Raw genomic sequence first — 23,360 nt, forward strand, 5'->3', positions numbered from 1 at the left:
CAGGCAACGCTGTTATGTCAACGACACTCAATGAAAACCTGCTGCTGGCGATTCCGCTCGCTCCGCTGGCCGGCTCGCTGATTGCGGGGCTGTTCGGGAACGCAGTCGGGCGCAAGGGCGCACACCGGATCACGATCCTCGGCGTATTGATCGCGTTCCTCCTGTCGGCGAAAGTCTTCTTCGACGTGATGGGCGGCGCGAGCTTCAACGCGACCGTCTACGAATGGATGAACGTCGGCTCGCTGAAACTCGAAGTCGGCTTCCTCGTCGATTCGCTGACCGCGATGATGATGGTCGTCGTGACCTTCGTCTCGCTGATGGTGCACGTGTACACGATCGGCTACATGGCGGAAGAGGACGGCTACCAGCGCTTCTTCTCGTACATCTCGCTGTTCACGTTCTCGATGCTGATGCTCGTGATGAGCAACAACTTCCTGCAGCTGTTCTTCGGCTGGGAAGCGGTGGGTCTGGTGTCGTACCTGCTGATCGGCTTCTACTTCACGCGTGAGAGTGCGATCTACGCGAACATGAAGGCGTTCCTCGTGAACCGCGTGGGCGACTTCGGCTTCCTGCTCGGCATCGGCCTGCTGCTCGCGTTCGCCGGCTCGATGAACTACGGCGAAGTGTTCGCGAAGCGCGCGGAACTCGCGAGCCTGCACTTCCCGGGCACCGACTGGGGCCTGCTGACCGTTGCCTGTATCTGCCTGTTCATCGGTGCGATGGGTAAATCGGCGCAGTTCCCGCTGCACGTGTGGCTGCCGGACTCGATGGAAGGCCCGACCCCGATCTCGGCGCTGATTCACGCGGCGACGATGGTCACGGCCGGCATCTTCATGGTGTCGCGCATGTCGCCGCTGTTCGAACTGTCGGATACCGCACTGTCGTTCATCACGGTGATCGGCGCGATCACGGCGCTCTTCATGGGCTTCCTCGGCATCGTCCAGAACGACATCAAGCGCGTGGTCGCGTACTCGACGCTGTCGCAGCTCGGCTACATGACCGTCGCGCTCGGCGTGTCCGCTTACCCGGTCGCCGTGTTCCACCTGATGACGCACGCGTTCTTCAAGGCGCTGCTGTTCCTCGGCGCCGGCTCGGTCATCATGGGCATGCACCACGACCAGGACATGCGCAACATGGGCGGCCTGCGCAAGTACATGCCGATCACGTGGATCACGTCGCTCGTCGGTTCGCTCGCGCTGATCGGTACGCCGTTCTTCTCGGGCTTCTACTCGAAGGACTCGATCATCGACGCGGTGAAGCTGTCGCACCTGCCGGGCTCGGGCTTCGCGTACTTCGCGGTCGTCGCGAGCGTGTTCGTCACGGCGCTGTACTCGTTCCGCATGTACTTCCTGGTGTTCCACGGCGAAGAGCGCTTCCGCAAGCCGAAGCATCCGGAATCGCCGATGGGCATGGCGGCCGCGCACGGCCACGACGACCACGGCCATGGCCACGGTCATGACGACCACGCGCACGAGCCGCACGAGACCCCGTGGGTCGTGTGGGTGCCGCTGGTCCTGCTGGCGATCCCGTCGGTGATCATCGGTGCGTTCGCGATCAGCCCGATGCTGTTCGGCGACTTCTTCCAGCACGGCGTCGCATTCGACAAGGTGATCTTCATCGGCGAAAACCACCCGGCGCTGGCCGAGATGGCCGAAGAGTTCCACGGCTGGGTCGGCATGGGCCTGCACTCGGTGTCGGGCCTGCCGGTGTGGCTGGCGCTCGCCGGTGTCGTCGTCGCGTGGTTCCTGTACCTGAAGCGTCCGGAGCTGCCGGCGTCGATCCGCCGCGCGTTCGGCCCGATCTACACGCTGCTGGACAACAAGTACTACATGGACAAGATCAACGAAGTGGTGTTCGCCCGCGGTTCGGTGGCGATCGGCCGCGGCCTGTGGAAGGAGGGTGACGTCGTGGTGATCGACGGCCTCGTCAACGGCAGCGCCCGGTTCATCGGCTGGTTCGCCGGCGTGATCCGCTTCCTCCAATCCGGTTACATCTATCACTACGCGTTCGCCATGATCATCGGCATGCTGGGGCTCCTGACCCTGTTTGTAACGCTCGGCGGCAAATAAGGCGGGGAGACAACACTAATGCACGCTTTTCCGATTCTCAGTACCGCGATCTGGCTGCCGATCGTTTTCGGCCTCCTCGTGCTTGCGGTGGGTAACGACAAAAATCCGGGGACGGCCCGCTGGGTCGCGCTGATCGGTGCGCTGCTCGGCCTCGCGGTCACGATCCCGCTGATCACGGGCTTCGACGCGAGCACGGCTGCGCTGCAGTTCGTCGAGAAGTCGACCTGGATCGAACGCTTCGACATTTCGTATCACCTCGGCGTCGACGGCATCTCGATGTGGTTCGTCGTGCTGACCGCGCTGATCACGGTGATCGTCGTGATCGCCGCGTGGGAAGTGATCACCGAGAACGTCGCGCAGTACCTCGCGGCGTTCCTGATCCTGTCCGGGATCATGATCGGCGTGTTCTCGTCGGCCGACGGCCTGCTGTTCTACGTGTTCTTCGAGGCGACCCTGATCCCGATGTACATCATCATCGGCGTGTGGGGCGGCCCGAACCGCGTGTATGCGGCGTTCAAGTTCTTCCTGTACACGCTGGCCGGCTCGCTGCTGATGCTGGTCGCGCTAATCTACCTGTACACGGAAACGCACTCGTTCGATCTCGCGACATGGCAGAACGCGAAGATCGCGATGACGCCGCAGATCCTGCTGTTCATTGCGTTCTTCCTCGCGTTCGCGGTGAAGGTGCCGATGTGGCCGGTGCACACGTGGTTGCCGGACGCGCACGTGGAAGCGCCGACGGGCGGCTCGGTCGTGCTGGCAGCGATCATGCTGAAGCTCGGCGCATACGGTTTCCTGCGCTTCTCGCTGCCGATCACGCCTGACGCGAGCCACTTCCTGGCACCCGTCGTGATCACGCTGTCGCTGATCGCGGTGATCTACATCGGCCTCGTCGCGATGGTGCAGGCCGACATGAAGAAGCTGGTCGCGTATTCGTCGATCGCGCACATGGGCTTCGTCACGCTCGGCTTCTTCATCTTCAACCAGCTCGGCGTCGAAGGCGCGATCATCCAGATGATCTCGCACGGCTTCGTGTCGGGCGCGATGTTCCTCTGCATCGGCGTGCTGTACGACCGCTTGCACTCGCGCCAGATCGCCGATTACGGCGGCGTCGTGAACGTGATGCCGAAGTTCGCGGCATTCGCGATGCTGTTTTCGATGGCCAACTGCGGCCTGCCGGGTACGTCGGGTTTCGTCGGCGAATTCATGGTGATTCTCGCGGCCGTCCAGTACAACTTCTGGATCGCATTCGGCGCGGCATTCACGCTGATCCTCGGCGCGGCCTACACGCTGTGGATGTACAAGCGCGTGTATTTCGGCGCGGTGGCGAACGATCACGTTGCCAAGCTGAAGGACATCGGCCGTCGCGAATTCCTGATGCTGGCCGTGCTCGCCGCGTTCACGATGCTGATGGGCCTGTATCCGAAGCCTTTCACCGACGTGATGCACGTTTCCGTGGAAAACCTCCTCTCCCACGTCGCGCAGTCGAAGCTGCCGCTGGCCCAGTAATCGCGAGCGGAGGAACTCAAGATCATGCAAAACGCCCCTATGAATGTCCTGTTGCCTGACGCGCTGGTGCTGGCCGCCATCGTCGTCGCTTGGCTGAACGACACCTTTACCGGTGCGTCCGGCCGCCGCCTGACCTATCTGATCGCGGTCGTCTCGTCGGTCGTCGCCGGCGTGTGGTTCGCGGTCCAGGCGCTCGACCCGCAGCAGTACTACTTCTTCTCGAAGATGGTCGTCGTCGACTCGTTCGCGAGCACGATGAAGGCTGTCGTGTCGTTCGGTTTCGCGGTCTCGCTCGTCTATTCGCGCAAGTACCTCGAAGACCGCGACATGTTCCGCGGCGACGTGTTCCTGCTCGGCATGTTCTCGCTGCTCGGCCAGCTGGTCATGGTGTCGGGCAACAACTTCCTGACGCTGTACCTCGGCCTCGAACTGATGTCGCTGTCGCTGTACGCGGTCATCGCGCTGCGCCGCGACGCCCCGCAGTCGAGCGAAGCCGCGATGAAGTACTACGTGCTGGGCGCGCTTGCGTCGGGTTTCGTGCTGTACGGCATCTCGATGCTCTACGGCGCGACCGGCTCGCTCGAGCTGGGCGAGGTGTACAAGGCGGTCGGTGGCAACACCGACGCGGCCGTGCTGATGTTCGGCGTGATCTTCATCGTCGCCGGTATCGCGTTCAAGCTCGGCGCCGTGCCGTTCCACATGTGGGTGCCGGACGTCTACCAGGGCGCACCGACCGCGATGACGCTGTTCGTCGGCGGCGGCCCGAAGGTTGCCGCGTTCGCGTGGGGCCTGCGCTTCCTGGTGATGGGCCTGCTGCCGCTCGCGCAGAACTGGCAGACCGCGCTCGTGATTCTCGCCGCGCTGTCGCTGATCGTCGGCAACATCACCGGTATCGTCCAGCGCAACATCAAGCGAATGCTCGCGTATTCGGCGATCTCGAACATGGGCTTCGTGCTGCTCGGCCTGCTCGCGGGCATCGTGAAGGGCGACGCGGCGGCACCGGCGAACGCATACAGCTCGGCGATGTTCTACGCGATCGTCTACCTGATCACGACGCTCGGCTCGTTCGGCGTGGTGATGCTGCTCGCACGCCGCGATTTCGAAGCGGAAACGATCGACGACTTCAAGGGCCTCAACAAGCGCAGCCCGGTGTTCGCGTTCGTGATGATGGTCATGATGTTCTCGCTGGCCGGCATCCCGCCGACCGTCGGCTTCTACGCGAAGCTCGCCGTGCTCGAGGCGACCGTCAACGCGGGCCTCACGTGGCTGGCCGTGCTGGCCGTGATCACGTCGCTGTTCGGCGCGTTCTACTACCTGCGCATCGTCAAGCTGATGTACTTCGATGCCCCGCAGGATTCGACGCCGATCTCGGGCGATTTCTGCAAGCGCACGATCCTCGTGCTGAACGGCCTGGCGGTCGTCGTGCTCGGCCTGATCCCGAGCCCGCTGCTGACCGCCTGCCTGCAGGCAATCCGTCACACGCTGCCGCTGTAATGTCGGCAGCCGGCTGGTTCATCGTGCTGTTGGCGCTCGTCTGCGCCAACCTGCCGTTCCTGAACCAACGCCTCTTCGCCGTCGTGCCGTTCGGCGCGACGAAGAAGAATGCGTGGGTGCGGATCGGCGAGCTGATCGTGCTGTACTTCGTCGTCGGCGCGCTCGGCTTCTGGCTCGAGTCGCGCGCCGGCAACCGCTTCGAACAGGGCTGGCAGTTTTACGCGATCACGTTCAGTCTCTTCGTCGTGTTCGCGTTTCCCGGCTTCACGTTCCAGTATCTCGTCAAACGACGCTGACGGCTCCGGCCGTCCGTCGTGCTCATTCAGGAGCCGCCGATGGCCGAACTACCCAATCACGACGCCGCACTGACCGAAACCTGCCTCGAGAGCGAGGCGATCTTCGAAGGCGCGTTCCTCAAGCTCAAGCGCGACACCGTCCGTCTGCCGGACGGCAAGAAGGCTACGCGCGAATACGTGCAGCATCCGGGCGCGGTGATGGTGATCCCGCTGTTCGACGACGGCCGCGTGCTGATGGAAAGCCAGTTCCGCTATCCGATCGGCAAGGTGATGGCCGAATTCCCGGCCGGCAAGCTCGATCCGAACGAAGGCGCGCTCGCGTGCGCGGTGCGCGAACTGCGCGAGGAAACGGGCTACACGGCGCGTGAATACGTGTTCCTGGCCCGCATTCATCCGATCATTTCCTATTCGACCGAATTCATCGACCTGTACCTCGCGCGCGGGCTCACGGCCGGCGAGCGCAAGCTCGACGAAGGCGAATTCCTCGAAACCTTCACCGCGACGCTGGCCGACCTGCAGGAATGGGTGCGCACGGGCCAGATCTCCGACGTGAAGACGATCATCGGCACGATGTGGCTCGACAAGGTGCTGTCCGGCACGTGGCCGCTCGGGCCGGTCGTCACGCCCTGAGCACGGCGTCAGCGGCGGCCGGAACGCCGCGTTACAATCCGGTGACGCGGCGCGTTCGTGTCGCGTGATCCAGATTTAGCACGATCGTTCACAAAACCGCTTTTTGCGCTACACTCGTTACACGCCCTGATTCAGCATGAAGGTCCTCGATTTACAGTGTCCGCACGGTCATCGGTTCGAAGGCTGGTTCGCTTCCGCCGATGAATTCGAAGCGCAGTTGTCCCGCAAGCTGGTCGAATGTCCGGTGTGCGGAACGACGGAGATCAACCGGATGCCGTCGGCGCCGCGCCTGAACCTGTCGGGCGCGACGCAAGCGCAGCCGGCCGATCCGCGTGCGCTGCAGGCGCAGGTGATGCGCGCGCTGCGCGAGGTGCTGGAGAAGACCGAGAACGTGGGCGAGCGCTTCGCCGAGGAAGCGCGGCGCATCCATTACAACGAGGCGCCGGCACGCAGCATTCGTGGCGTCACGACGCCGGAGGATGCGCAGTCCTTGGTCGAAGAAGGCATCGACGTGATGCCGCTGCCGATTCCAGCCGCGCTGAAAGAACCGCTGCAATGACGTACGCAGTGTGTCCTTGGCCGGGGACGGCTGCGGACAGGAGACACTGCGCATGGATCTGGATTATTCCCCCGCCGACGACGCGTTCCGCGCCGACGTCCGCGCCTGGCTCGAGGCCAACCTGCCTCACGCACTGCGCGCCAAGGTACTCGATCACAAACGACTCGACCGCGAGGATTTCGCGAGCTGGCACCGGATTCTCGGCCAGCGCGGCTGGTCCGCGCCCGCCTGGCCGGTCGAATATGGCGGCCCGGGCTGGAACGCGACGCAGCGGCACATCTGGGACGAGGAGTGCGCGCGGATCGGTGCGCCGACCGTGCTGCCGTTCGGGGTGTCGATGGTCGCGCCGGTCCTGATGAAATACGGCAGCGAAGCGCAGAAGCGCCACTATCTGCCGCGCATCCTCGACGGCACCGACTGGTGGTGCCAGGGTTATTCGGAGCCGGGTTCCGGATCCGACCTCGCGTCGCTGCGCACGCGCGCCGAGCGCCACGGCGATCACTACGTCGTCAACGGCCAGAAGACCTGGACCACGCTCGGCCAGTACGCCGACATGATGTTCTGCCTCGTGCGCACCGATCCGGCTGCGAAGAAGCAGGAGGGCATCTCGTTCCTGCTGATCGACATGAAGACGCCCGGCATCACGGTGCGCCCGATCGTGATGCTCGACGAGGACCACGAGGTCAACGAGGTGTTCTTCGAGGACGTGAAGGTGCCGGTCGAGAACCTCGTCGGCGACGAGAACCGCGGCTGGACCTACGCGAAATACCTGCTCGGCCACGAACGCACCGGCATCGCGCGCGTCGGCGCGTCGAAGCGGGAGCTCGCATTCCTGAAGCGGGTGGCGTCGAACCAGCGCAAGAACGGCAAGCCGTTGCTCGTCGATCCCGTGTTCGCCGCGAAGGTCGCGGCGCTCGAAGTCGAGTTGATGGCGCTGGAAGTGACGGTGCTGCGCGTCGTCAGCCGCGAGACGAGCGGCAAGGGGCCCGGCCCCGAGGCGTCGATGCTGAAGATCAAGGGCACCGAGGTGCAGCAGGCGCTCACCGAGCTGATGGTCGAAGCGATCGGCCCGCTGGCCGCCCCGTTCGACGTGCCGTTCCTCGACGGCGAGCGCGAACACAGCATCGCGGGCGACGACGATGCGGCGCCGCTCGCCGCGTACTACTTCAATTACCGGAAGACGTCGATCTACGGCGGTTCGAACGAGATCCAGAAGAACATCATCGCGCAGATGATTCTGGGGCTGTGATCAGGGAACGGAGACAACCATGGATTTCAGCTTTACCGATGAGCAGCAGCAGTTCGCCGACGCGCTGCGCCGGTATCTCGGCGAGCAATACGGCTTCGAAGCGCGCCAGGCGATCGTGCGCAGCGATACCGGCGTGTCGGACGCGCAGTGGAGCGCATTCACCGAACTGGGATTGACCGCGTTGCCCGTGCCGGACGCACAGGGCGGCTTCGGCGGCGGGCCGGTCGACATGCTGGTCGTGATGCAGGAGCTCGGCCGCGCGCTCGTGATCGAGCCGTACTGGGCCACGGCGGTCGGCGTCGAGGCGTTGCGGATCGCCGGCTCCGGCACCGGCGACGACGCCGCGCTGCTGGAGGCGATCGCGCAGGGGCAAAAGCGCGTGGCGGTCGCGTTCCACGAACCGCAGGCACGCTACGACCTGTACGAACTCGACACGCACGCGCGCGAGCAGGGCGGCACGTACCGGCTGACCGGCACCAAGTCGGTGGTTCAGCACGGCGCCCAGGCGCACGTGTGGATCGTGCCTGCGCGGGTCGACGGCGGCGGCATCGGCCTCTTGGTCGTCGAACGCGATGCGGCCAACGCGAAGGTGGTCGACTACCGGACCATCGACGGCCAGCGTGCCGCGACGATCGCGTTCAACGACACGCCGGCCCGACTGTTGACGGGCGGTGCGCGCGATGTGGCGGCACTCGAGCAGATCGCCGATTACGCAACCTTCCTGCTGTGCGCGGAAGCGGTCGGCGCGCTCGACGAACTGAATCGCGCGACGGTCGAATACACGAAGACGCGCGAGCAGTTCGGCGTGCCGATCGCGCGTTTTCAGGCGCTGCAGCACCGGATGGTCGACATGCTGATCCATGCGGAGCAGGCGCGTTCGCTGACCTATCTCGCGGCGGTGCGCTACGCGAACGGCGATGCCGATGCGCGGCGCAAGGCCGTGTCGGCCGCGAAGGCGCGGGTCGGTACGGCCGCGCGCTTCGTCGGCCAGCAGGCGGTCCAGCTGCACGGCGGCATGGGCGTGACCAACGAGGTGGCCGCCGCGCACCTGTTCAAGCGGCTGTCGATCATCGAGACGACGCTCGGCGATACCGATCATCACCTCGCCCGCATCGTGGCGCTGCCCGATTTCGCGCAGACCGACGTAGCATGACGGCGACGCGCGAGCGCGCCAGACAAGGAGACTCATCAGTGGGCATCAGTTACGAAGACCTGGTGGTCGGCAGTACCACCGAAGTGGGCCGCTACACGTTCGAGCCCGACGACATCAAGACGTTCGCGAAGCGCTACGATCCGCAGCCGTTCCATGTCGACGAGGAAGCGGGGAAGGCGTCGCATTTCGGCGGCCTCGTCGCGAGCGGCTGGCATACGTGCTCGGTGTTCATGAGCCTGCTGGTCCAGAAGCTCGGGCCGGATTCGACCAGCATGGGCTCGCCGGGCATCGATTCGATCCGCTGGCTGAAGCCGGTGCGCGCCGGCGACACGATCACGATGTATCAGAAGGTGCACGACAAGCGCGTGTCGGAGAGCAAGCCCGACCGCGGCATCGTGTCGACCGAATGGGTCGGCGTGAACGAAGCCGGCGAGACGGTGATCTCCGTGCATACCAAGGTGATTTTCGGGCTGCGCCATCCGGGAGGCGCGAACCCATGACCGACGTGACCTTGCCGCTGATCGCCTCGGCGCAGGCGCTGCAGGCGCGGGTCGGCGCGGAGCCGCTCGCGAGTGGCTGGGTCGAGATCGACCAGCCGCGCGTCGACGGTTTCGCCGACGCGACCGGCGATCATCAATGGATTCACGTCGACCCCGAGCGCGCGCGGCGCGAGTCGCCGTTCGGCGGACCGATCGCGCACGGGTTCCTGACGCTGTCGCTGATTCCTGCGTTGATGACCGACGCAATGCGCTTCGAGCAGAAAATGGGCGTGAACTACGGGCTGAACCGCGTGCGGTTTTTGAAGCCGGTACCGGTCGGGGCGCGCGTGCGTGCGCTGTTCGCGGTGAAGGAAACCGTCGACGCCGCGCGCGGCGGCATCCAGGTGACGTGGTCGGTATCGATGCAGGTCGAGCGCCCCGACGCGCCGCTGCCGGTATGCGCGGCGGAGTTCATCACGCTGCATTACTTCTGAAGCGCCGAGCGGCATGCACGGATGCCGCTCGGCTCGTCACACGCTTGTCAGTGCTTCGCGTATTGCGTTGCGCCGAACAGCACCTCGCGTGCCTTGTCGTCCTGCAGCGGCTTGCGCATCGACGCGAGCACCTCGACGCCGCGCTGCACGGCCGGTCGCGCGGCGATCGCCTCGTGCCAGCGCTTCACGTTCGGCAACGCGTCGAGCACGATGCCCTGGTTTTGCCACGAGCGCGTCCACGGGAACGTCGCAATGTCCGCGATCGTGTACGTGTCGCCCGCGAGATACTCGGATTCGCCGAGGCGCTTTTCCATCACGTTGTACAGCCGCTTCGCTTCGTTCGTGTAGCGGTTGACCGCATACTCGATCTTTTCCGGCGCATACAGGCGGAAGTGGTGCGCCTGCCCGAGCATCGGGCCGACGCCGCCCATCTGGAACATCAGCCACTCGAGCGTCGCATAGCGCGCGGCCGGATCGGTCGGCAGGAACTTGCCGGTCTTCTCCGCGAGGTAGATCAGGATCGCGCCCGATTCGAACAGCGAGATCGGTTGGCCGCCGGGGCCGTCCGGATCGACGATCGCGGGGATCTTGTTGTTCGGGCTGATCTTCAGGAATTCGGGCTCGAACTGGTCGCCCGCGCCGATATCGACCGGATGGACACGATACGCGAGGCCTGTTTCCTCGAGCATGATGTGTACCTTGTGGCCGTTCGGGGTCGCCCAGCTATAGACGTCGATCATCGTCAACTCCTGTGTGACATGCGCGAAAACGGCACCGGCGGCGCCGCGACAGGCGGTCATTAGAGCATGGATCGACACGGGCTGCTGGCGACGGAAACGCACGTGCCGACGGGCATGCGCGGCCGGGTGGGAGATCGCCGCGACGTTGCGCGCGGCGTCGACGTGCCGCATCGGATGGACGCGGCGGCGTGGCGTCGGTTCGAAGGCCGACGCGGCGGATCAGCGCCTGTAGCGCGGCTGGCGCTTCTCGAGAAAGGCGGTGATGCCTTCGAGTCCGTCCGCATGATGCAGCGACGCGACGAAATGATCGCGCTCGGTGCCGAGGTGCGCGTCCAGCGGTTGCGCGGTCGCGTCGTCGAGCAGCGACTTGATGCGCGTGAGCGCATTCGGCGAGATGCCGGCGAGCGCGTCGGCCCATGCCAGTGCGTCGTTCAGCGCCGTGCCGGGCGCGGCGAGCCGGTTGACGACGCCGAGCGCATGCAGGCGTTCGGCGGCAACCGGCTTGCCTTCGAACAGGATCTCGGCCGCGATCGCACGCGGCAGCGCGCGGGCGAGAAACCACGAGCCGCCGCCGTCGGGCGTCAGGGCGACGCGCGCATACGACATCACGAATTTCGCATCGTGTGCGGCGACGATCAGGTCGCACGCGAGCGCGAGCGAGAAGCCCGCGCCGGCCGCGGCGCCTTCGACGGCCGCGATCACCGGCTTCGTCGACGCGCGGATCGCCGTGACCCATGCCGCGAGCTGATCGATGCTGTCGGCCTGGAAGGACGGATCCTTCGAGCGATTCTCGAGCAGCCGGTTCAGGTTGCCGCCTGCGCAGAAGAAACGATCGGCACCCGTCAGCACGACGGCGCGAATCGCCGGATCGCGCTCGGCGGTGGCGAGCGCTTCGATGCCGGCCGCATACATGTCGGGATGCAGCGCGTTGCGCGCGCCGGGATTGGACAGCGTGAGGACGAGCGTCGATTCGCTCTCGGGCGGACGCGAGGCCAGCAGTTCAGCACTCATGCGAGCGTGTCTCCATCGGGTGGCGCGGCGGCGACGCCGCATGTGTCGCGCGGACAGGCGGAACCGACGCCGCAGCGGAGGTCATGTTGTCGTGACGAACGCACAACTTGCTTTAGACTAGCACGAACGTGCTTTTCAGCGTGTTGAATCCCGATGCGGCCGGCGTCGATGCGGTCGCACTTCAGCAAGGAAGGAGACTCCGATGCTACAGCTGTGCGGTATTCCGTTGTCCAACTACTACAACAAGGTGAAGTTCGTTCTGCTCGAGCACGACATTCCGTTCGAGGAAGCGATGTGCGGTTTGCCGATCAGCGATCCGGCGCAGCTTGCCGATTCGCCGCTCGGCAAGATTCCGTTCCTGAAGACCGAAGAGGGCGCGCTGTTCGAGTCGCAGGCGATCATCGAATACCTGGCGGCGCGCTATCCCCAGAAAGGCATTTTCCCCGCGAGCCCGTTCGCGGCGGCGAAGGTGCGTGAATTGGTCGAGACGCTCGAGCTGTATCTCGAATGGATGGCGCGCGAGGTGTACACGGAAGCGTTTTTCGGCGGCAAGGTGAGCGACGGGATGAAGGCGCACGTCGAGAAGCGCCTGCCGCGCGCGATCGATGCATTCAAGCAGATGACGCAGTTTTCGCCGTATGTGCTCGGCGTGTCGTTCGGCCTCGCGGACATTGCCGCGTGGGTCCATCTGCCGGTCATCGGAATGGCGACGAAGGCCATCTTCGGGCGCGACTTCCTGCTCGATGCAGGTATCGACTGGAAGGCGCACGCGAAGACGGTGAGTGAACGCCCGGCCGCGCAACGCGTGGCAGCCGAGCGCAAGGCGTATGTCGAAGCGGCGAACGTCGTGCGTTCGTAAGCGCGGTTCCCGAAGGGCGGCGTGCGGCCGCCCGTGCGGGTCTTACAGGCGGGCGAGCCGTTCGAGCGCGGACGCGAGCGTGCTTTCCTGCTTCGCGAAGCAGAAGCGGACGACGCCCGATTCGTGCGGCTCGTGATAGAACGCCGACACCGGAATGGCGGCCACGCCGATCTCCGACGTGAGCCACTTCGAGAATTCCGCTTCGGGCAGGTCGCTGATCGCCGAGTAATCGACGCACTGGAAGTACGTGCCCGTGCACGGCAGCAGCTTGAAGCGCGTGCGCTCGAGGCCGGCCCGGAAGAAGTCGCGCTTCTGCTGATAGAAGCCCGCGAGCGACAGGTACGGCGCCGGGTCGCGCAGGTAGTCGGCGAGGCCGATCTGCATCGGCGTGTTCACCGTGAACACGTTGAACTGGTGGACCTTGCGGAATTCCGCGGTCAGCGCGGCAGGCGCCGCGACGTAACCGACCTTCCAGCCCGTCACGTGATAGGTCTTGCCGAAGCTCGATACGATGAAGCTGCGCGCGGCGAGCGCCGGGTAGCGCGCGACGCTCTCGTGGCGCGCGCCGTCGTAGACCATGTGTTCGTAGACTTCGTCGGACAGGATCAGCACGTTGGTGCCGCGCACGATGTCCTCGAGCTTGCGCATGTCCGCCTCGCGCCACACGGTGCCCGTCGGGTTGTGCGGCGTGTTGATCAGGATCATCCGCGTTTTCGGCGTGATCGCGGCCGCGAGACGGTCGAACGGGATCGCGTAGTCGGGCGCCTCCAGCGTGACGAACACGGGCTTGCCGCCAGCGAGCTCGATCGACGGCAGGTAGCTGTCGTAGGTCGGCTCGACGACGATCACTTCGTCGCCCGGATGCACCGCGCACAGGATTGCCGTCAGCAGCGCCTGCGTTGCGCCGGCCGTCACGGTGATTTCGGTGCCCGGATCGTAGCGCCGGCCGTACACCTGCGCGATCTTGTCGGCGATCGCGTCGCGTAGCGGCGCGACGCCGGCCATCGGGGGATACTGGTTGTGCCCGTTGCGCATCGCGGTTGCGACCGCATCGACGATGCGCGGATCGCAATCGAAATCCGGGAAACCCTGGCCGAGGTTCACCGCACCTTTTTCGGCGGCGAGCGCGCTCATGACCGTGAAGATCGTCGTGCCGACGTTGGGCAGGCGCGAAGGGAAAACGGGCGTCGTTGGCATATCTGAAGGAGCGTTCATCGATACGGTCGAATTCGGATGGGGTGCGTCAGGCGGGCGTCGCCGTGGCGGGCGGCGCGGCGTCGAGTGCGCAGGCTTCCACAAACGGCGCGGGTTGCGCGATCCGGAAACCGAAGTCGCGTGCGGTGCGCTTCGCGAGCTTCAGCAGCGCGCGGTCTTTCGACACGAGCCACTCGGCCTGCGCGGCGCGGGCGAGTTCGAGAAATTTCTGATCGTCGCGGTCCTTGCACTTCGGCAGCGGCGGCGCGTCGGCGTCGACGGGCGGCGGTTCGACGAGGCTCGCGAGTCGGGCGACGGTGGCGAGCGCGGCAACCTTGTCGATCGCACGCGACTGGAACTGCGGATAGTCGAGCACGTATTCGAGTTCGGTCAGGCAGCGGCCGTCGATCACGGCGGCAAGCATGCCGTGCTCCAGCGCGGCACGGATCGGGCGCGTAGCGGGGTCGTCGAATACGAGGATGTCGATCCAGACGTTCGAGTCGAGCACGACGCGGTGTGCGGCGTGCGGGGCGAGAGAGCGGGGCATTCGTTACAATCGGTGGTTTTCGTCTGACCGCAAGGCACGGCGTGCCAGCGAGCCTCTATGATAATCGTTCTCTCTCCCGCCAAATCCCTCGACTACGATACGCCCCCGCACGTCCAGTCTTACACGAAGCCTGCATTCGTCGACGACGCGTCGGAGCTGATCGACGGCCTGCGCAAGCTGTCGCCGCAGGACATCGCGACGCTGATGGATATCTCCGATCCGCTCGCGCGCCTGAACTTCCAGCGCTACGCCGACTGGTCGCCGACCTTCACGCCGGCCAACGCGAAGCAGGCCGTGCTGGCGTTCAACGGCGACGTCTACGAGGGTTTCGACGCGAAATCGCTGTCGCCGACCGATCTCGACTATGCGCAGCAGCACGTGCGCGTGCTGTCGGGCCTGTACGGGCTGCTGCGTCCGCTCGACCTGCTGCAGCCGTACCGGCTCGAGATGGGCACGCGTTTCGCGAACGCGCGCGGCAAGGATCTGTACGCGTTCTGGGGCGACCGCATCACGCGGGCGCTGAACGAGCAACTCGAGACGCGCAGCGGCGCGGCGCGCGTGTTCGTCAACTGCGCGTCGACCGAATACTTCAAGTCGGTCAAGCCGAAGCTGCTGGCCGCACCGGTCATCACGCCGGTATTCGAGGACTGGAAGGGCGGCCGCTACAAGATCATCAGCTTCCATGCGAAACGCGCGCGCGGCCTGATGGCGCGTTTTGTCGTCGAGAACCGTATCACCGACCCGAAGGCGCTGAAGGCATTCGCGACCGAAGGCTATGCGTTCGATGCGGCTGCGTCGAACGATTCGACTTACGTATATCGCCGGCGTGTCGGCGAGTGACCCTGTTGGCCGTTCACGAGACGGCCGGCGCATGCGTGAGGCCGGACGGGCGGTGCGACGCCGCTTCGGTCGACAGCTTTGCTTGGGACCGGTGTAGGCGCTAAAGCGCTAACTCCGGTCGACAGCTTTGCATGGGACTGGCATAAGCGCTAAAGCGCTAACTCCGGTCGACAGCTTTGCATGGGACTGGCGTAAGCGCTAAAGCGCTAACTCCGGTCGACAGCTTTGCATGGGACTGGCGTAAGCGCTAAAGCGCTAACGCCAGTCGACAAAGGAGATAGACAGATGGCCCTTTCGATCACCAGTAATTTCGACGCAGGCGCAATCGACGTCGTGTCGTGCGACAGCCCCGACTCGATCCGGCTGCGCGTGCGCGGCGACAATCGTTCGGAATTCGCGCAATGGTTTTACTACCGCTTGACGGGTGCGCGCGGCGAGCGATGCGTGATGACGTTCGAGAACGCAGCCGAATGCGCGTATCCGTCCGGCTGGCGCAACTACCACGCGGTGGCGAGCTACGACCGGGTCGACTGGTTCCGCGTGCCGACGACGTTCGACGGCAAGACGATGACCATCGACCATACGCCGGAGTTCGACAGCATCTACTACGCGTATTTCGAACCGTACTCGGAAGAGCGTCACGCGGCGTTTCTCGGCGCGGTCCAGCAGTTGCCGCAGGCGAGCGTCGTCGAGCTCGGCCGTACGGTCGAAGGCCGTCCGATGTCGCTGCTGACGCTCGGCACGCCGGAAACGGACGGTGCGCCGAAGAAGAAGGTGTGGATCATCGCGCGCCAGCATCCGGGCGAGTCGATGGCCGAGTGGTTCGTCGAAGGCCTGGTCAAACGGCTGGCCGGATGGGGCGACTGGGCCGGCGATCCGGTGGCGCGCAAGCTCTACGATCGCGTGACGTTCTACATCGTCCCGAACATGAACCCGGACGGCAGCGTGCACGGCAACCTGCGCACCAATGCAGCCGGCGCGAACCTGAACCGCGAGTGGATGGCGCCCGATGCCGAGCGCAGCCCTGAGGTCCTGGCCGTGCGCGACGCAATCCACGCGATCGGCTGCGACATGTTCTTCGACATTCACGGCGACGAGGATCTGCCGTACGTGTTCGTCGCCGGCTCGGAGATGCTGCCGAGCTTTACCGAGCAGCAGGGCAAGGAGCAGGCCGCGTTCATCGACGCGTTCAAGGTCGCAAGCCCCGACTTCCAGACCGAGCATGGCTACGCGGCGAGCAAGTACAAGGAAGATGCGTTGAAGCTCGCGTCGAAGTATGTTGGCCATCAGTTCGGCTGCCTGTCGCTGACGCTCGAAATGCCGTTCAAGGACAACGCGAACCTGCCCGACGAGCGCGTCGGCTGGAACGGCGAGCGCAGCGCGGCGCTCGGCGCGGCGATGCTGGCCGCGATCCTGGTGCACGTCGACACGTTCGCGTAAGCACCGCCGTCGTCGCATGAAAAAAGCCGGCGCATCGCGAGATGCGCCGGCTTTTTTTGCTGTTGTCGTTGCCGCTCCGTCGTATCAGGACTTCTTCGCGGTTTTTTTCTTCACGGCTTTATTCTGGCCGCCTGATTTTTTCGTCGCCACTGCCTTCTTGCTGCCGGTACGGCTCGATGCTTTCGCCTTGGCTTTGCCGCGGTGCGACTTGCCCTTGAATTTCTTCGTCGGAGACGACGAGCGCTCGACGCGCGGCTTCAGCGGCGGAACCGGGTCGTTCCAGCTGAACGCGAGCATTTGCTGGCCGACATAGCCGCAACGGAATTTCAGCGGCGTCGGATCGCTGCCGTTGCTGTGGATGCCGAGCCCGTCGACGGTGACGATATTGTCGACTTTCACGCGCTGCTTGCCTTGGTCGAACGAGTCGTTCCACGGCGTGATCGTCGCGTTGCCGCTATCGAATGCGTTCGGCGCGAAGTCGACGCGGTCGAAGGCCGTCGACGTGCTGGCGATGAAGCTGCCGTGCGCCGCACAATCGGCGGCGAGCGGATCGGCATGCATCTCGTTGACGAATTTGTTGATCAGTTCGGAGCGCTGGTCGAGCAGGTCGGCGAATACCGGAGCGGGAAGCGCAAGCGACAGGCCCGCGATACAGGCTGCCAGCTTGCCGAGCGCCCGGAAAATCCGGAGCGAGGCAGGTGAGCTGTCCATCTGGTTATTGGTGATGAGCGAAGGAGACATCGGGCACATATAGATGCCCGATGAAGAACAGGAGTTCAATCTTAGCGTAAAAAAGTTGTGCGGCAGTAGGTGGCGTATTCGGCGCGCGCGGTGGAAGTGCCGCCGGTACGCGTGTGCGCCGAGCCGATCCGGAGGAAATTCAGGCGCGCGGGCCGCCGAGGCGGTAGCGCCGGACGTCGAAGGTCGTGACCCACGCAGGGCGATAGACGGCGATGAGTGCCGTTGCCATGCCGGTGAACCATGCTTCGCCGAGCGCGAGCAGCGCGGTGTTCAGCAGATAGCCGGCCGGAATCACGACGGGCACGCCGCCCGCGAGCGCGAGCTGGACACCGGCCGCCGCGGCGGCGACCGCGACGATCGCGATGGCTGGGGACAGGAAGCCCTGCCCGGTGATGAACGACGCGAGGTTGTGCGGCAACCAGGCGAGCGCGGCGCGTTGCAGCAACGCCGACACGCCGACAGGCAGTGCACCGTAGATCAGATAGGTCAGGCCGATGCCTTGCCACGGCGCGTCGAAGATGACCGCGGCGATCGCCGTGACGGCGCCCATCGCGATCAGTGCGAGTGTCCAGTCGAACAGCGTGACGAGCAACGTTGCGCCGAGCAGATGCATGACGATGCCATCTTCGAGCCATGCGTTCGAGGCCCACAGGACCGTGATCGCAGTGACGAGTGCAAGCCACACGTGCTGAAGCGTGGCGTCTTGCAGGCGTACGAAGGGGCGATTCCAGATCGCGAGCGCGAGCAGGGCCACGGCGGCGATCCAGCCACCGATGCCAACCCAGAGCGGAAGCGGTGTGAAAAGAAAACCCATGCGTCCATATTACTCGTTGAGCATCAAAGGTGGGAGCCTGCACATGCCCGACCGTCGCAATATCGAGACTGTTTGCCTAGCGTCCGCGCCGGAACCGTGCCGGCGGCTCGGCGGCGAGCGGCAGGTCCTGCGTGTCGGCATTCGCGGTGGGCAACGGGTACGGACGGTCGTGCCGTTGTGTACGCAGCGGAGCCGGGCCGTGTTCTCCTATGGCTGGTTTGCGGGCGCGGTTGCGGTTCGCCAGCAGCACCTCGAGGTGGGGCGACAGCCAGCCGTTGTAGATCGCGACCGCGGCGGCGCGGTTTGCGGCGCCGAGCTGCTGGAAGATGCTCGCGAGGTGGATCTTCACGGTGCCTTCGCTGATGCCGAGCGTACGCGCGATCATCTTGTTCGTGCTGCCCATGTGGACGAACCGCATGATCTGCGCTTGGCGCGGCGACAGGAGGCCGCTCGGCGGGCGCCGGGGCAGCGAGCCGGCGAGCTTCTGGAAATGGGCGTCGTGGCGCGCCGTCGTCGTCGCCGTGGACGGCAGCAGGCTGAGGGCGATCGGCGGAATGTAGTGTCCGCCGAGCAGGACGATCTCGAGCGCTCGCACGATCAGGTGCGGCCGCGTGGAATGTGGGATCACGCCCGCGACGCCGTAATTGAAGAAGCGCTGGATAGCTTCGGGCGAGATGTCGTCGACCAGAACGGCGACCGGTGTCGGCGAGCACGCGTTGCCGAGTGCCTGAAGCTCGCTGAGCCGGCCTACGTCCAGCCAGTCGATCGCGACGAGGTCGAAACGCTGGGTGCGCAGCAGCCGGCGCGCCTGGAAACCGTCAGGTGCATCGTTGATGCTGGCGTGCCGGTCGATCTGCCGCAACAGGGTCTTCAGTCCGTCACGCCGTTCGGCGTCTGAGTTAAGTACCAAGAACCGCATATTCAACCTCCGTGAAGTGAGTCATTGACTGCTGTCGGGTATTGGCTGGGCCCGATAATGACAAAGACCTTACACGATGTCTGCTTGGCTGAAAGGCTTAGGAAAAGTTCGAAATTTTGGGCGACGGGGCATCGGATAAGAAAAAAGCCGCTTCGGTGGACACCGGAAGCGGCTTTGGGCAGGGCAGGCTGTCGGGGCCTGCGGGGGTGGGTCAGTGGAAGTGCGGCTGGGCGGGCGACGCGTCTTCCGGCATTTCCGCATGGACGATTTCACCGAGCGGATCGGCATAAAGCGGCACGCCGCAGTCGTCGCAGTATTCGGGTTCGAAGCGGCCCGCGTGCCGGCGGACGTCGGTTACGCCGCATTCTTTCAGCAGGCTCACGATTTCCTCGAGCGGCCCTTCGATCGGCGCTTCGCCTTCGAGCGTCGCGTTGTCGATCGATACGTCGCCGTTTTCACGGCCGTAGAGCGGCCACACGACGCCGTAGATCACGTCGTTGCTGGCACGCCGCGTGAAGCCGACGCGGTACTCGTCGATACGACGTTCGCCGAAGCCGGCGACCACCGCGCGAAGCTCCTGCGGCGCCGCACCAAGTGTGTCGAATAGATAACGAATGGCCGTTCGGACGGTGTGCGGACGCACGCGTTCGTCCGCATCGCGACAGGCCGAGTAGTACGCGTCCGGAAGCAGGCATTCGAACTCGCAGCCGGGCAGCGCGATCGACAGGTTCGGGCCGCCCTGGGCCGTCCATTGTTCGAGGCACTGGCCGCGCTCGATCCGGCTGCCGTTTTCTTCTTCCTGCCAGCGGAACAGCGGCGAGCCGGCCGGCGCGGCGACGACCGCCAGCAGGAAGCGCGGATCGGCCAGGATCGGCGAGGTTTCCGGCAGGTCGCCGAAGCTCAGCTTCGGGGTGTGCTGGCCGATTGCCGCATGGGCGAGTTGCTGGGCCAGCCGGTAGGTTTCCACGTGGTGCCGCGGCAACTGGTCGATGCTGTAGAGGAACGGTGCGAGCCCGACGAGCGTGCCGTTCGCGAGCACGTGCGCCTGCAGGTGCGTTCGCAGCGCGTCGGTAACGTCGCCCTTGAGCGGGCCGGACGGAATCATGTAGCGCGTCCAGGCGAGAACCGGGACGGCGACCAGCAGCGCATCGTACGGTTGGCCGTCGTGTTCGATCACCATCGACTCGCTGTGCGTCTCGGCCATGTCGGCGAGCGCGCCGTAGGCGTCGGGATGATTCTGCTGAAGATGGTCGAGCGCGGCATCGAGCGTGGTCTGATTGCCGTTGCGGACAATCTTGGCGAGCAGCGCATCGAGCTTCGCTTCCCAGAAGCGATCCTCGATGCGGCTGCCCGACGCGAAGAGCGCAAGCGACAGACCGACCAGTTTGTCGGCATCGGGGGGGAGGCGTTTGGCGATTCGCTGGCGCATATTAAAGACGTATATAGAAAGAGGCGAAGAACCTCACATTCTAGTCCGTTCTTTGCACCATAAGCGGTATCGTGCCCAGGCACGGCCAGACGGCCGAATTGCGGCGTTTGTAAAAAAGTTGCTTCAAGCCCCTTGCGCTCACGGCGTGAGCTGCTTAGAATCACGCCTCTTTCGCGCTAACGGAAACACGGCGCGGGAGGAAGGGAAGCGGTGCTGTTGGGGTTCGGTGGTAGCGAGCCTTGGCGGTACGGAAGTTGAGCCCCGCAGTCGCAACGAAGTAGGTAAAAAGTTGTTGACGAACTGCGAAACACGGTTCATAATCTCGCTTCTCTGCTGCTGAAAACGCGGCGCTGCTGAGAAACCTCAGGTTCCTCGCAGAAATGCTCTTTAAAAATTAACAGCCGATAAGTGTGGGCGCTTGATGGAAGCGAGCTGATCCTCGGATCAGATAGCGAAAGTATCAAGAGTCTCACACTAAAGTAAGTCAGGTTCATGAAGCAATTCATGTTCCTGTCAGCTTTGAGTGAGCGACCGGTTCGAAAGAACCGAAAACAGTAACAGGTTTAAACTGAAGAGTTTGATCCTGGCTCAGATTGAACGCTGGCGGCATGCCTTACACATGCAAGTCGAACGGCAGCACGGGTGCTTGCACCTGGTGGCGAGTGGCGAACGGGTGAGTAATACATCGGAACATGTCCTGTAGTGGGGGATAGCCCGGCGAAAGCCGGATTAATACCGCATACGATCTACGGATGAAAGCGGGGGACCTTCGGGCCTCGCGCTATAGGGTTGGCCGATGGCTGATTAGCTAGTTGGTGGGGTAAAGGCCTACCAAGGCGACGATCAGTAGCTGGTCTGAGAGGACGACCAGCCACACTGGGACTGAGACACGGCCCAGACTCCTACGGGAGGCAGCAGTGGGGAATTTTGGACAATGGGCGAAAGCCTGATCCAGCAATGCCGCGTGTGTGAAGAAGGCCTTCGGGTTGTAAAGCACTTTTGTCCGGAAAGAAATCCTTGGTTCTAATATAGCCGGGGGATGACGGTACCGGAAGAATAAGCACCGGCTAACTACGTGCCAGCAGCCGCGGTAATACGTAGGGTGCGAGCGTTAATCGGAATTACTGGGCGTAAAGCGTGCGCAGGCGGTTTGCTAAGACCGATGTGAAATCCCCGGGCTCAACCTGGGAACTGCATTGGTGACTGGCAGGCTAGAGTATGGCAGAGGGGGGTAGAATTCCACGTGTAGCAGTGAAATGCGTAGAGATGTGGAGGAATACCGATGGCGAAGGCAGCCCCCTGGGCCAATACTGACGCTCATGCACGAAAGCGTGGGGAGCAAACAGGATTAGATACCCTGGTAGTCCACGCCCTAAACGATGTCAACTAGTTGTTGGGGATTCATTTCCTTAGTAACGTAGCTAACGCGTGAAGTTGACCGCCTGGGGAGTACGGTCGCAAGATTAAAACTCAAAGGAATTGACGGGGACCCGCACAAGCGGTGGATGATGTGGATTAATTCGATGCAACGCGAAAAACCTTACCTACCCTTGACATGGTCGGAATCCTGCTGAGAGGCGGGAGTGCTCGAAAGAGAACCGGCGCACAGGTGCTGCATGGCTGTCGTCAGCTCGTGTCGTGAGATGTTGGGTTAAGTCCCGCAACGAGCGCAACCCTTGTCCTTAGTTGCTACGCAAGAGCACTCTAAGGAGACTGCCGGTGACAAACCGGAGGAAGGTGGGGATGACGTCAAGTCCTCATGGCCCTTATGGGTAGGGCTTCACACGTCATACAATGGTCGGAACAGAGGGTTGCCAACCCGCGAGGGGGAGCTAATCCCAGAAAACCGATCGTAGTCCGGATCGCACTCTGCAACTCGAGTGCGTGAAGCTGGAATCGCTAGTAATCGCGGATCAGCATGCCGCGGTGAATACGTTCCCGGGTCTTGTACACACCGCCCGTCACACCATGGGAGTGGGTTTTACCAGAAGTGGCTAGTCTAACCGCAAGGAGGACGGTCACCACGGTAGGATTCATGACTGGGGTGAAGTCGTAACAAGGTAGCCGTATCGGAAGGTGCGGCTGGATCACCTCCTTTCCAGAGCTATCTCGCGAAGTTGAGCGCTCACGCTTATCGGCTGTAAATTAAAGACAGACTCAGGGGTCTGTAGCTCAGTCGGTTAGAGCACCGTCTTGATAAGGCGGGGGTCGTTGGTTCGAATCCAACCAGACCCACCATTGTCTGGCGGTAGGTACACCTGAGGTCATCTGTACTCAATGGGGGCATAGCTCAGCTGGGAGAGCACCTGCTTTGCAAGCAGGGGGTCGTCGGTTCGATCCCGTCTGCCTCCACCAATCACCAACGCTAAGGGCTTGGTTCAGAGACTGAACCGAGAATTTTGCATTGGCGATTGAGCCAGTCAGAGGATATCAACAGATATCGGCTGTCGTTCTTTAACAATCTGGAAGAAGTAAGTAATTTGGATAGCGGAAGCGTCTCGAGATGGACGTGGAAGTTATCCGGGTTGTGATTGTATCGATGTATCTCAAGATGATTCGAACTCTATGTTCGACTCAATTGGAATACGGCACAACGCGAGAACTCAACCTGTAACGAGACAGACTCGTTATAGGGTCAAGCGAACAAGTGCATGTGGTGGATGCCTTGGCGATCACAGGCGATGAAGGACGCGGTAGCCTGCGAAAAGCTACGGGGAGCTGGCAAACGAGCTTTGATCCGTAGATGTCCGAATGGGGAAACCCGGCCCTTTTGGGTCATCCTAGACTGAATACATAGGTCTAGTGAAGCGAACGCGGTGAACTGAAACATCTAAGTAACCGCAGGAAAAGAAATCAACCGAGATTCCCAAAGTAGTGGCGAGCGAAATGGGATG

At 63.5% G+C, this 23,360-nt stretch carries 21 protein-coding genes, 2 tRNA genes and 2 rRNA genes; 17 read left to right on the top strand and 8 right to left on the bottom strand.

Features of this window, described 5'->3' with window-relative positions; all coding sequences use genetic code 11:
* Nucleotides 1–14: 14 nt before the first annotated feature.
* The 10 genes from nuoL to HWW87_RS23710 all read left to right on the top strand — a co-directional run bounded on the left by nuoL (nt 15) and on the right by HWW87_RS23710 (nt 9,932).
* Nucleotides 15–2,069, top strand: a complete 2,055-nt coding sequence (gene nuoL / locus HWW87_RS23665; RefSeq protein ID WP_175822368.1) for an NADH-quinone oxidoreductase subunit L — start codon at nt 15–17, stop codon at nt 2,067–2,069.
* An 18-nt stretch (nt 2,070–2,087) separates the two neighbouring features.
* Nucleotides 2,088–3,578, top strand: coding sequence for an NADH-quinone oxidoreductase subunit M (locus HWW87_RS23670; protein WP_175822369.1), 1,491 nt, complete (start codon nt 2,088–2,090; stop codon nt 3,576–3,578).
* Nucleotides 3,579–3,617: 39 nt separating this feature from the next.
* On the top strand, nt 3,618–5,072 hold the full coding sequence (nuoN, locus tag HWW87_RS23675) for an NADH-quinone oxidoreductase subunit NuoN (protein WP_175822396.1): 1,455 nt from the start codon (nt 3,618–3,620) through the stop codon (nt 5,070–5,072).
* Nucleotides 5,072–5,368, top strand: a complete 297-nt coding sequence (locus HWW87_RS23680; RefSeq protein WP_006478276.1) for a DUF2818 family protein — start codon at nt 5,072–5,074, stop codon at nt 5,366–5,368. Before nuoN ends, HWW87_RS23680 begins: the two co-directional genes overlap by 1 nt.
* 39 nt (nt 5,369–5,407) lie before the next feature.
* Entirely contained in the window at nt 5,408–5,998 is a 591-nt protein-coding gene (locus tag HWW87_RS23685) for an NUDIX hydrolase (RefSeq protein WP_006478277.1), read from the top strand.
* Nucleotides 5,999–6,134: 136 nt separating this feature from the next.
* On the top strand, nt 6,135–6,557 hold the full coding sequence (locus HWW87_RS23690; RefSeq protein ID WP_006750470.1) for a DUF1178 family protein: 423 nt from the start codon (nt 6,135–6,137) through the stop codon (nt 6,555–6,557).
* Nucleotides 6,558–6,609: 52 nt separating this feature from the next.
* A complete protein-coding gene (locus HWW87_RS23695) occupies nt 6,610–7,806 on the top strand; it encodes an acyl-CoA dehydrogenase family protein (RefSeq protein ID WP_175822370.1) in 1,197 nt (398 codons plus the stop codon).
* Between the two features lie 19 nt (nt 7,807–7,825).
* The gene (locus HWW87_RS23700; protein ID WP_175822371.1) at nt 7,826–8,959 is read left to right on the top strand and encodes an acyl-CoA dehydrogenase; all 1,134 of its coding nucleotides are present in this window, start codon (nt 7,826–7,828) and stop codon (nt 8,957–8,959) included.
* A gap of 38 nt (nt 8,960–8,997) precedes the next feature.
* On the top strand, nt 8,998–9,459 hold the full coding sequence (locus tag HWW87_RS23705) for a MaoC family dehydratase (protein WP_006478281.1): 462 nt from the start codon (nt 8,998–9,000) through the stop codon (nt 9,457–9,459).
* On the top strand, nt 9,456–9,932 hold the full coding sequence (locus HWW87_RS23710) for a MaoC family dehydratase (RefSeq protein WP_175822372.1): 477 nt from the start codon (nt 9,456–9,458) through the stop codon (nt 9,930–9,932). Before HWW87_RS23705 ends, HWW87_RS23710 begins: the two co-directional genes overlap by 4 nt.
* Before the next feature lie 47 nt (nt 9,933–9,979).
* Here HWW87_RS23710 and HWW87_RS23715 read toward each other — a convergent pair whose 3' ends face one another.
* Together HWW87_RS23715 and HWW87_RS23720 are read right to left on the bottom strand one after the other, a co-directional pair.
* Complete coding sequence (locus HWW87_RS23715; RefSeq protein WP_175822373.1) at nt 9,980–10,672, bottom strand: glutathione binding-like protein; 693 nt, start codon at nt 10,670–10,672, stop codon at nt 9,980–9,982.
* 219 nt (nt 10,673–10,891) lie between these two features.
* Nucleotides 10,892–11,683, bottom strand: a complete 792-nt coding sequence (locus tag HWW87_RS23720) for an enoyl-CoA hydratase (protein ID WP_175822374.1) — start codon at nt 11,681–11,683, stop codon at nt 10,892–10,894.
* A gap of 202 nt (nt 11,684–11,885) precedes the next feature.
* On the opposite strand from HWW87_RS23720, the gene HWW87_RS23725 reads away from it, so the two are divergent.
* The gene (locus tag HWW87_RS23725) at nt 11,886–12,542 is read left to right on the top strand and encodes a glutathione S-transferase (RefSeq protein ID WP_175822375.1); all 657 of its coding nucleotides are present in this window, start codon (nt 11,886–11,888) and stop codon (nt 12,540–12,542) included.
* 42 nt (nt 12,543–12,584) lie between these two features.
* Here the strand turns inward: HWW87_RS23725 and HWW87_RS23730 are convergent, their stop codons facing one another.
* On the bottom strand, nt 12,585–13,757 hold the full coding sequence (locus tag HWW87_RS23730) for a pyridoxal phosphate-dependent aminotransferase (RefSeq protein ID WP_175822376.1): 1,173 nt from the start codon (nt 13,755–13,757) through the stop codon (nt 12,585–12,587).
* 28 nt (nt 13,758–13,785) lie between these two features.
* Nucleotides 13,786–14,283, bottom strand: coding sequence for a putative toxin-antitoxin system toxin component, PIN family (locus tag HWW87_RS23735; RefSeq protein ID WP_175822377.1), 498 nt, complete (start codon nt 14,281–14,283; stop codon nt 13,786–13,788).
* A gap of 57 nt (nt 14,284–14,340) precedes the next feature.
* Here HWW87_RS23735 and yaaA point away from each other — a divergent pair, with 57 nt between their 5' ends.
* Nucleotides 14,341–15,123: a peroxide stress protein YaaA gene (gene yaaA / locus HWW87_RS23740; RefSeq protein WP_175822378.1), complete on the top strand. Its 783-nt coding sequence runs from the start codon at nt 14,341–14,343 to the stop codon at nt 15,121–15,123.
* Nucleotides 15,124–15,408: 285 nt separating this feature from the next.
* Nucleotides 15,409–16,563, top strand: a complete 1,155-nt coding sequence (locus HWW87_RS23745; RefSeq protein WP_175822379.1) for a carboxypeptidase family protein — start codon at nt 15,409–15,411, stop codon at nt 16,561–16,563.
* Between the two features lie 84 nt (nt 16,564–16,647).
* Here HWW87_RS23745 and HWW87_RS23750 read toward each other — a convergent pair whose 3' ends face one another.
* The 4 genes from HWW87_RS23750 to HWW87_RS23765 form a co-directional block, all read right to left on the bottom strand.
* Entirely contained in the window at nt 16,648–17,304 is a 657-nt protein-coding gene (locus tag HWW87_RS23750) for a hypothetical protein (protein ID WP_175822380.1), read from the bottom strand.
* 139 nt (nt 17,305–17,443) lie between these two features.
* Nucleotides 17,444–18,118, bottom strand: a complete 675-nt coding sequence (locus HWW87_RS23755) for an energy-coupling factor ABC transporter permease (protein WP_175822381.1) — start codon at nt 18,116–18,118, stop codon at nt 17,444–17,446.
* A gap of 76 nt (nt 18,119–18,194) precedes the next feature.
* Nucleotides 18,195–19,037, bottom strand: a complete 843-nt coding sequence (locus HWW87_RS23760; RefSeq protein ID WP_175822382.1) for a response regulator transcription factor — start codon at nt 19,035–19,037, stop codon at nt 18,195–18,197.
* Between the two features lie 211 nt (nt 19,038–19,248).
* A complete protein-coding gene (locus HWW87_RS23765; protein ID WP_174388161.1) occupies nt 19,249–20,466 on the bottom strand; it encodes a DUF2863 family protein in 1,218 nt (405 codons plus the stop codon).
* A gap of 565 nt (nt 20,467–21,031) precedes the next feature.
* Here HWW87_RS23765 and HWW87_RS23770 point away from each other — a divergent pair.
* The 4 genes from HWW87_RS23770 to HWW87_RS23785 all read left to right on the top strand — a co-directional run.
* Nucleotides 21,032–22,564 (top strand): 16S ribosomal RNA (locus tag HWW87_RS23770).
* Nucleotides 22,565–22,627: 63 nt separating this feature from the next.
* Nucleotides 22,628–22,704, top strand: a tRNA-Ile gene (locus HWW87_RS23775).
* A gap of 41 nt (nt 22,705–22,745) precedes the next feature.
* Nucleotides 22,746–22,821 (top strand) — tRNA-Ala (locus tag HWW87_RS23780).
* A 278-nt stretch (nt 22,822–23,099) separates the two neighbouring features.
* Nucleotides 23,100–23,360: ribosomal RNA gene (locus HWW87_RS23785) — 23S ribosomal RNA — on the top strand; the annotation flags it as partial.

This window comes from Burkholderia sp. BCC0419, from assembly GCF_902830285.1.
Taxonomy (GTDB): Bacteria; Pseudomonadota; Gammaproteobacteria; order Burkholderiales; family Burkholderiaceae; genus Burkholderia.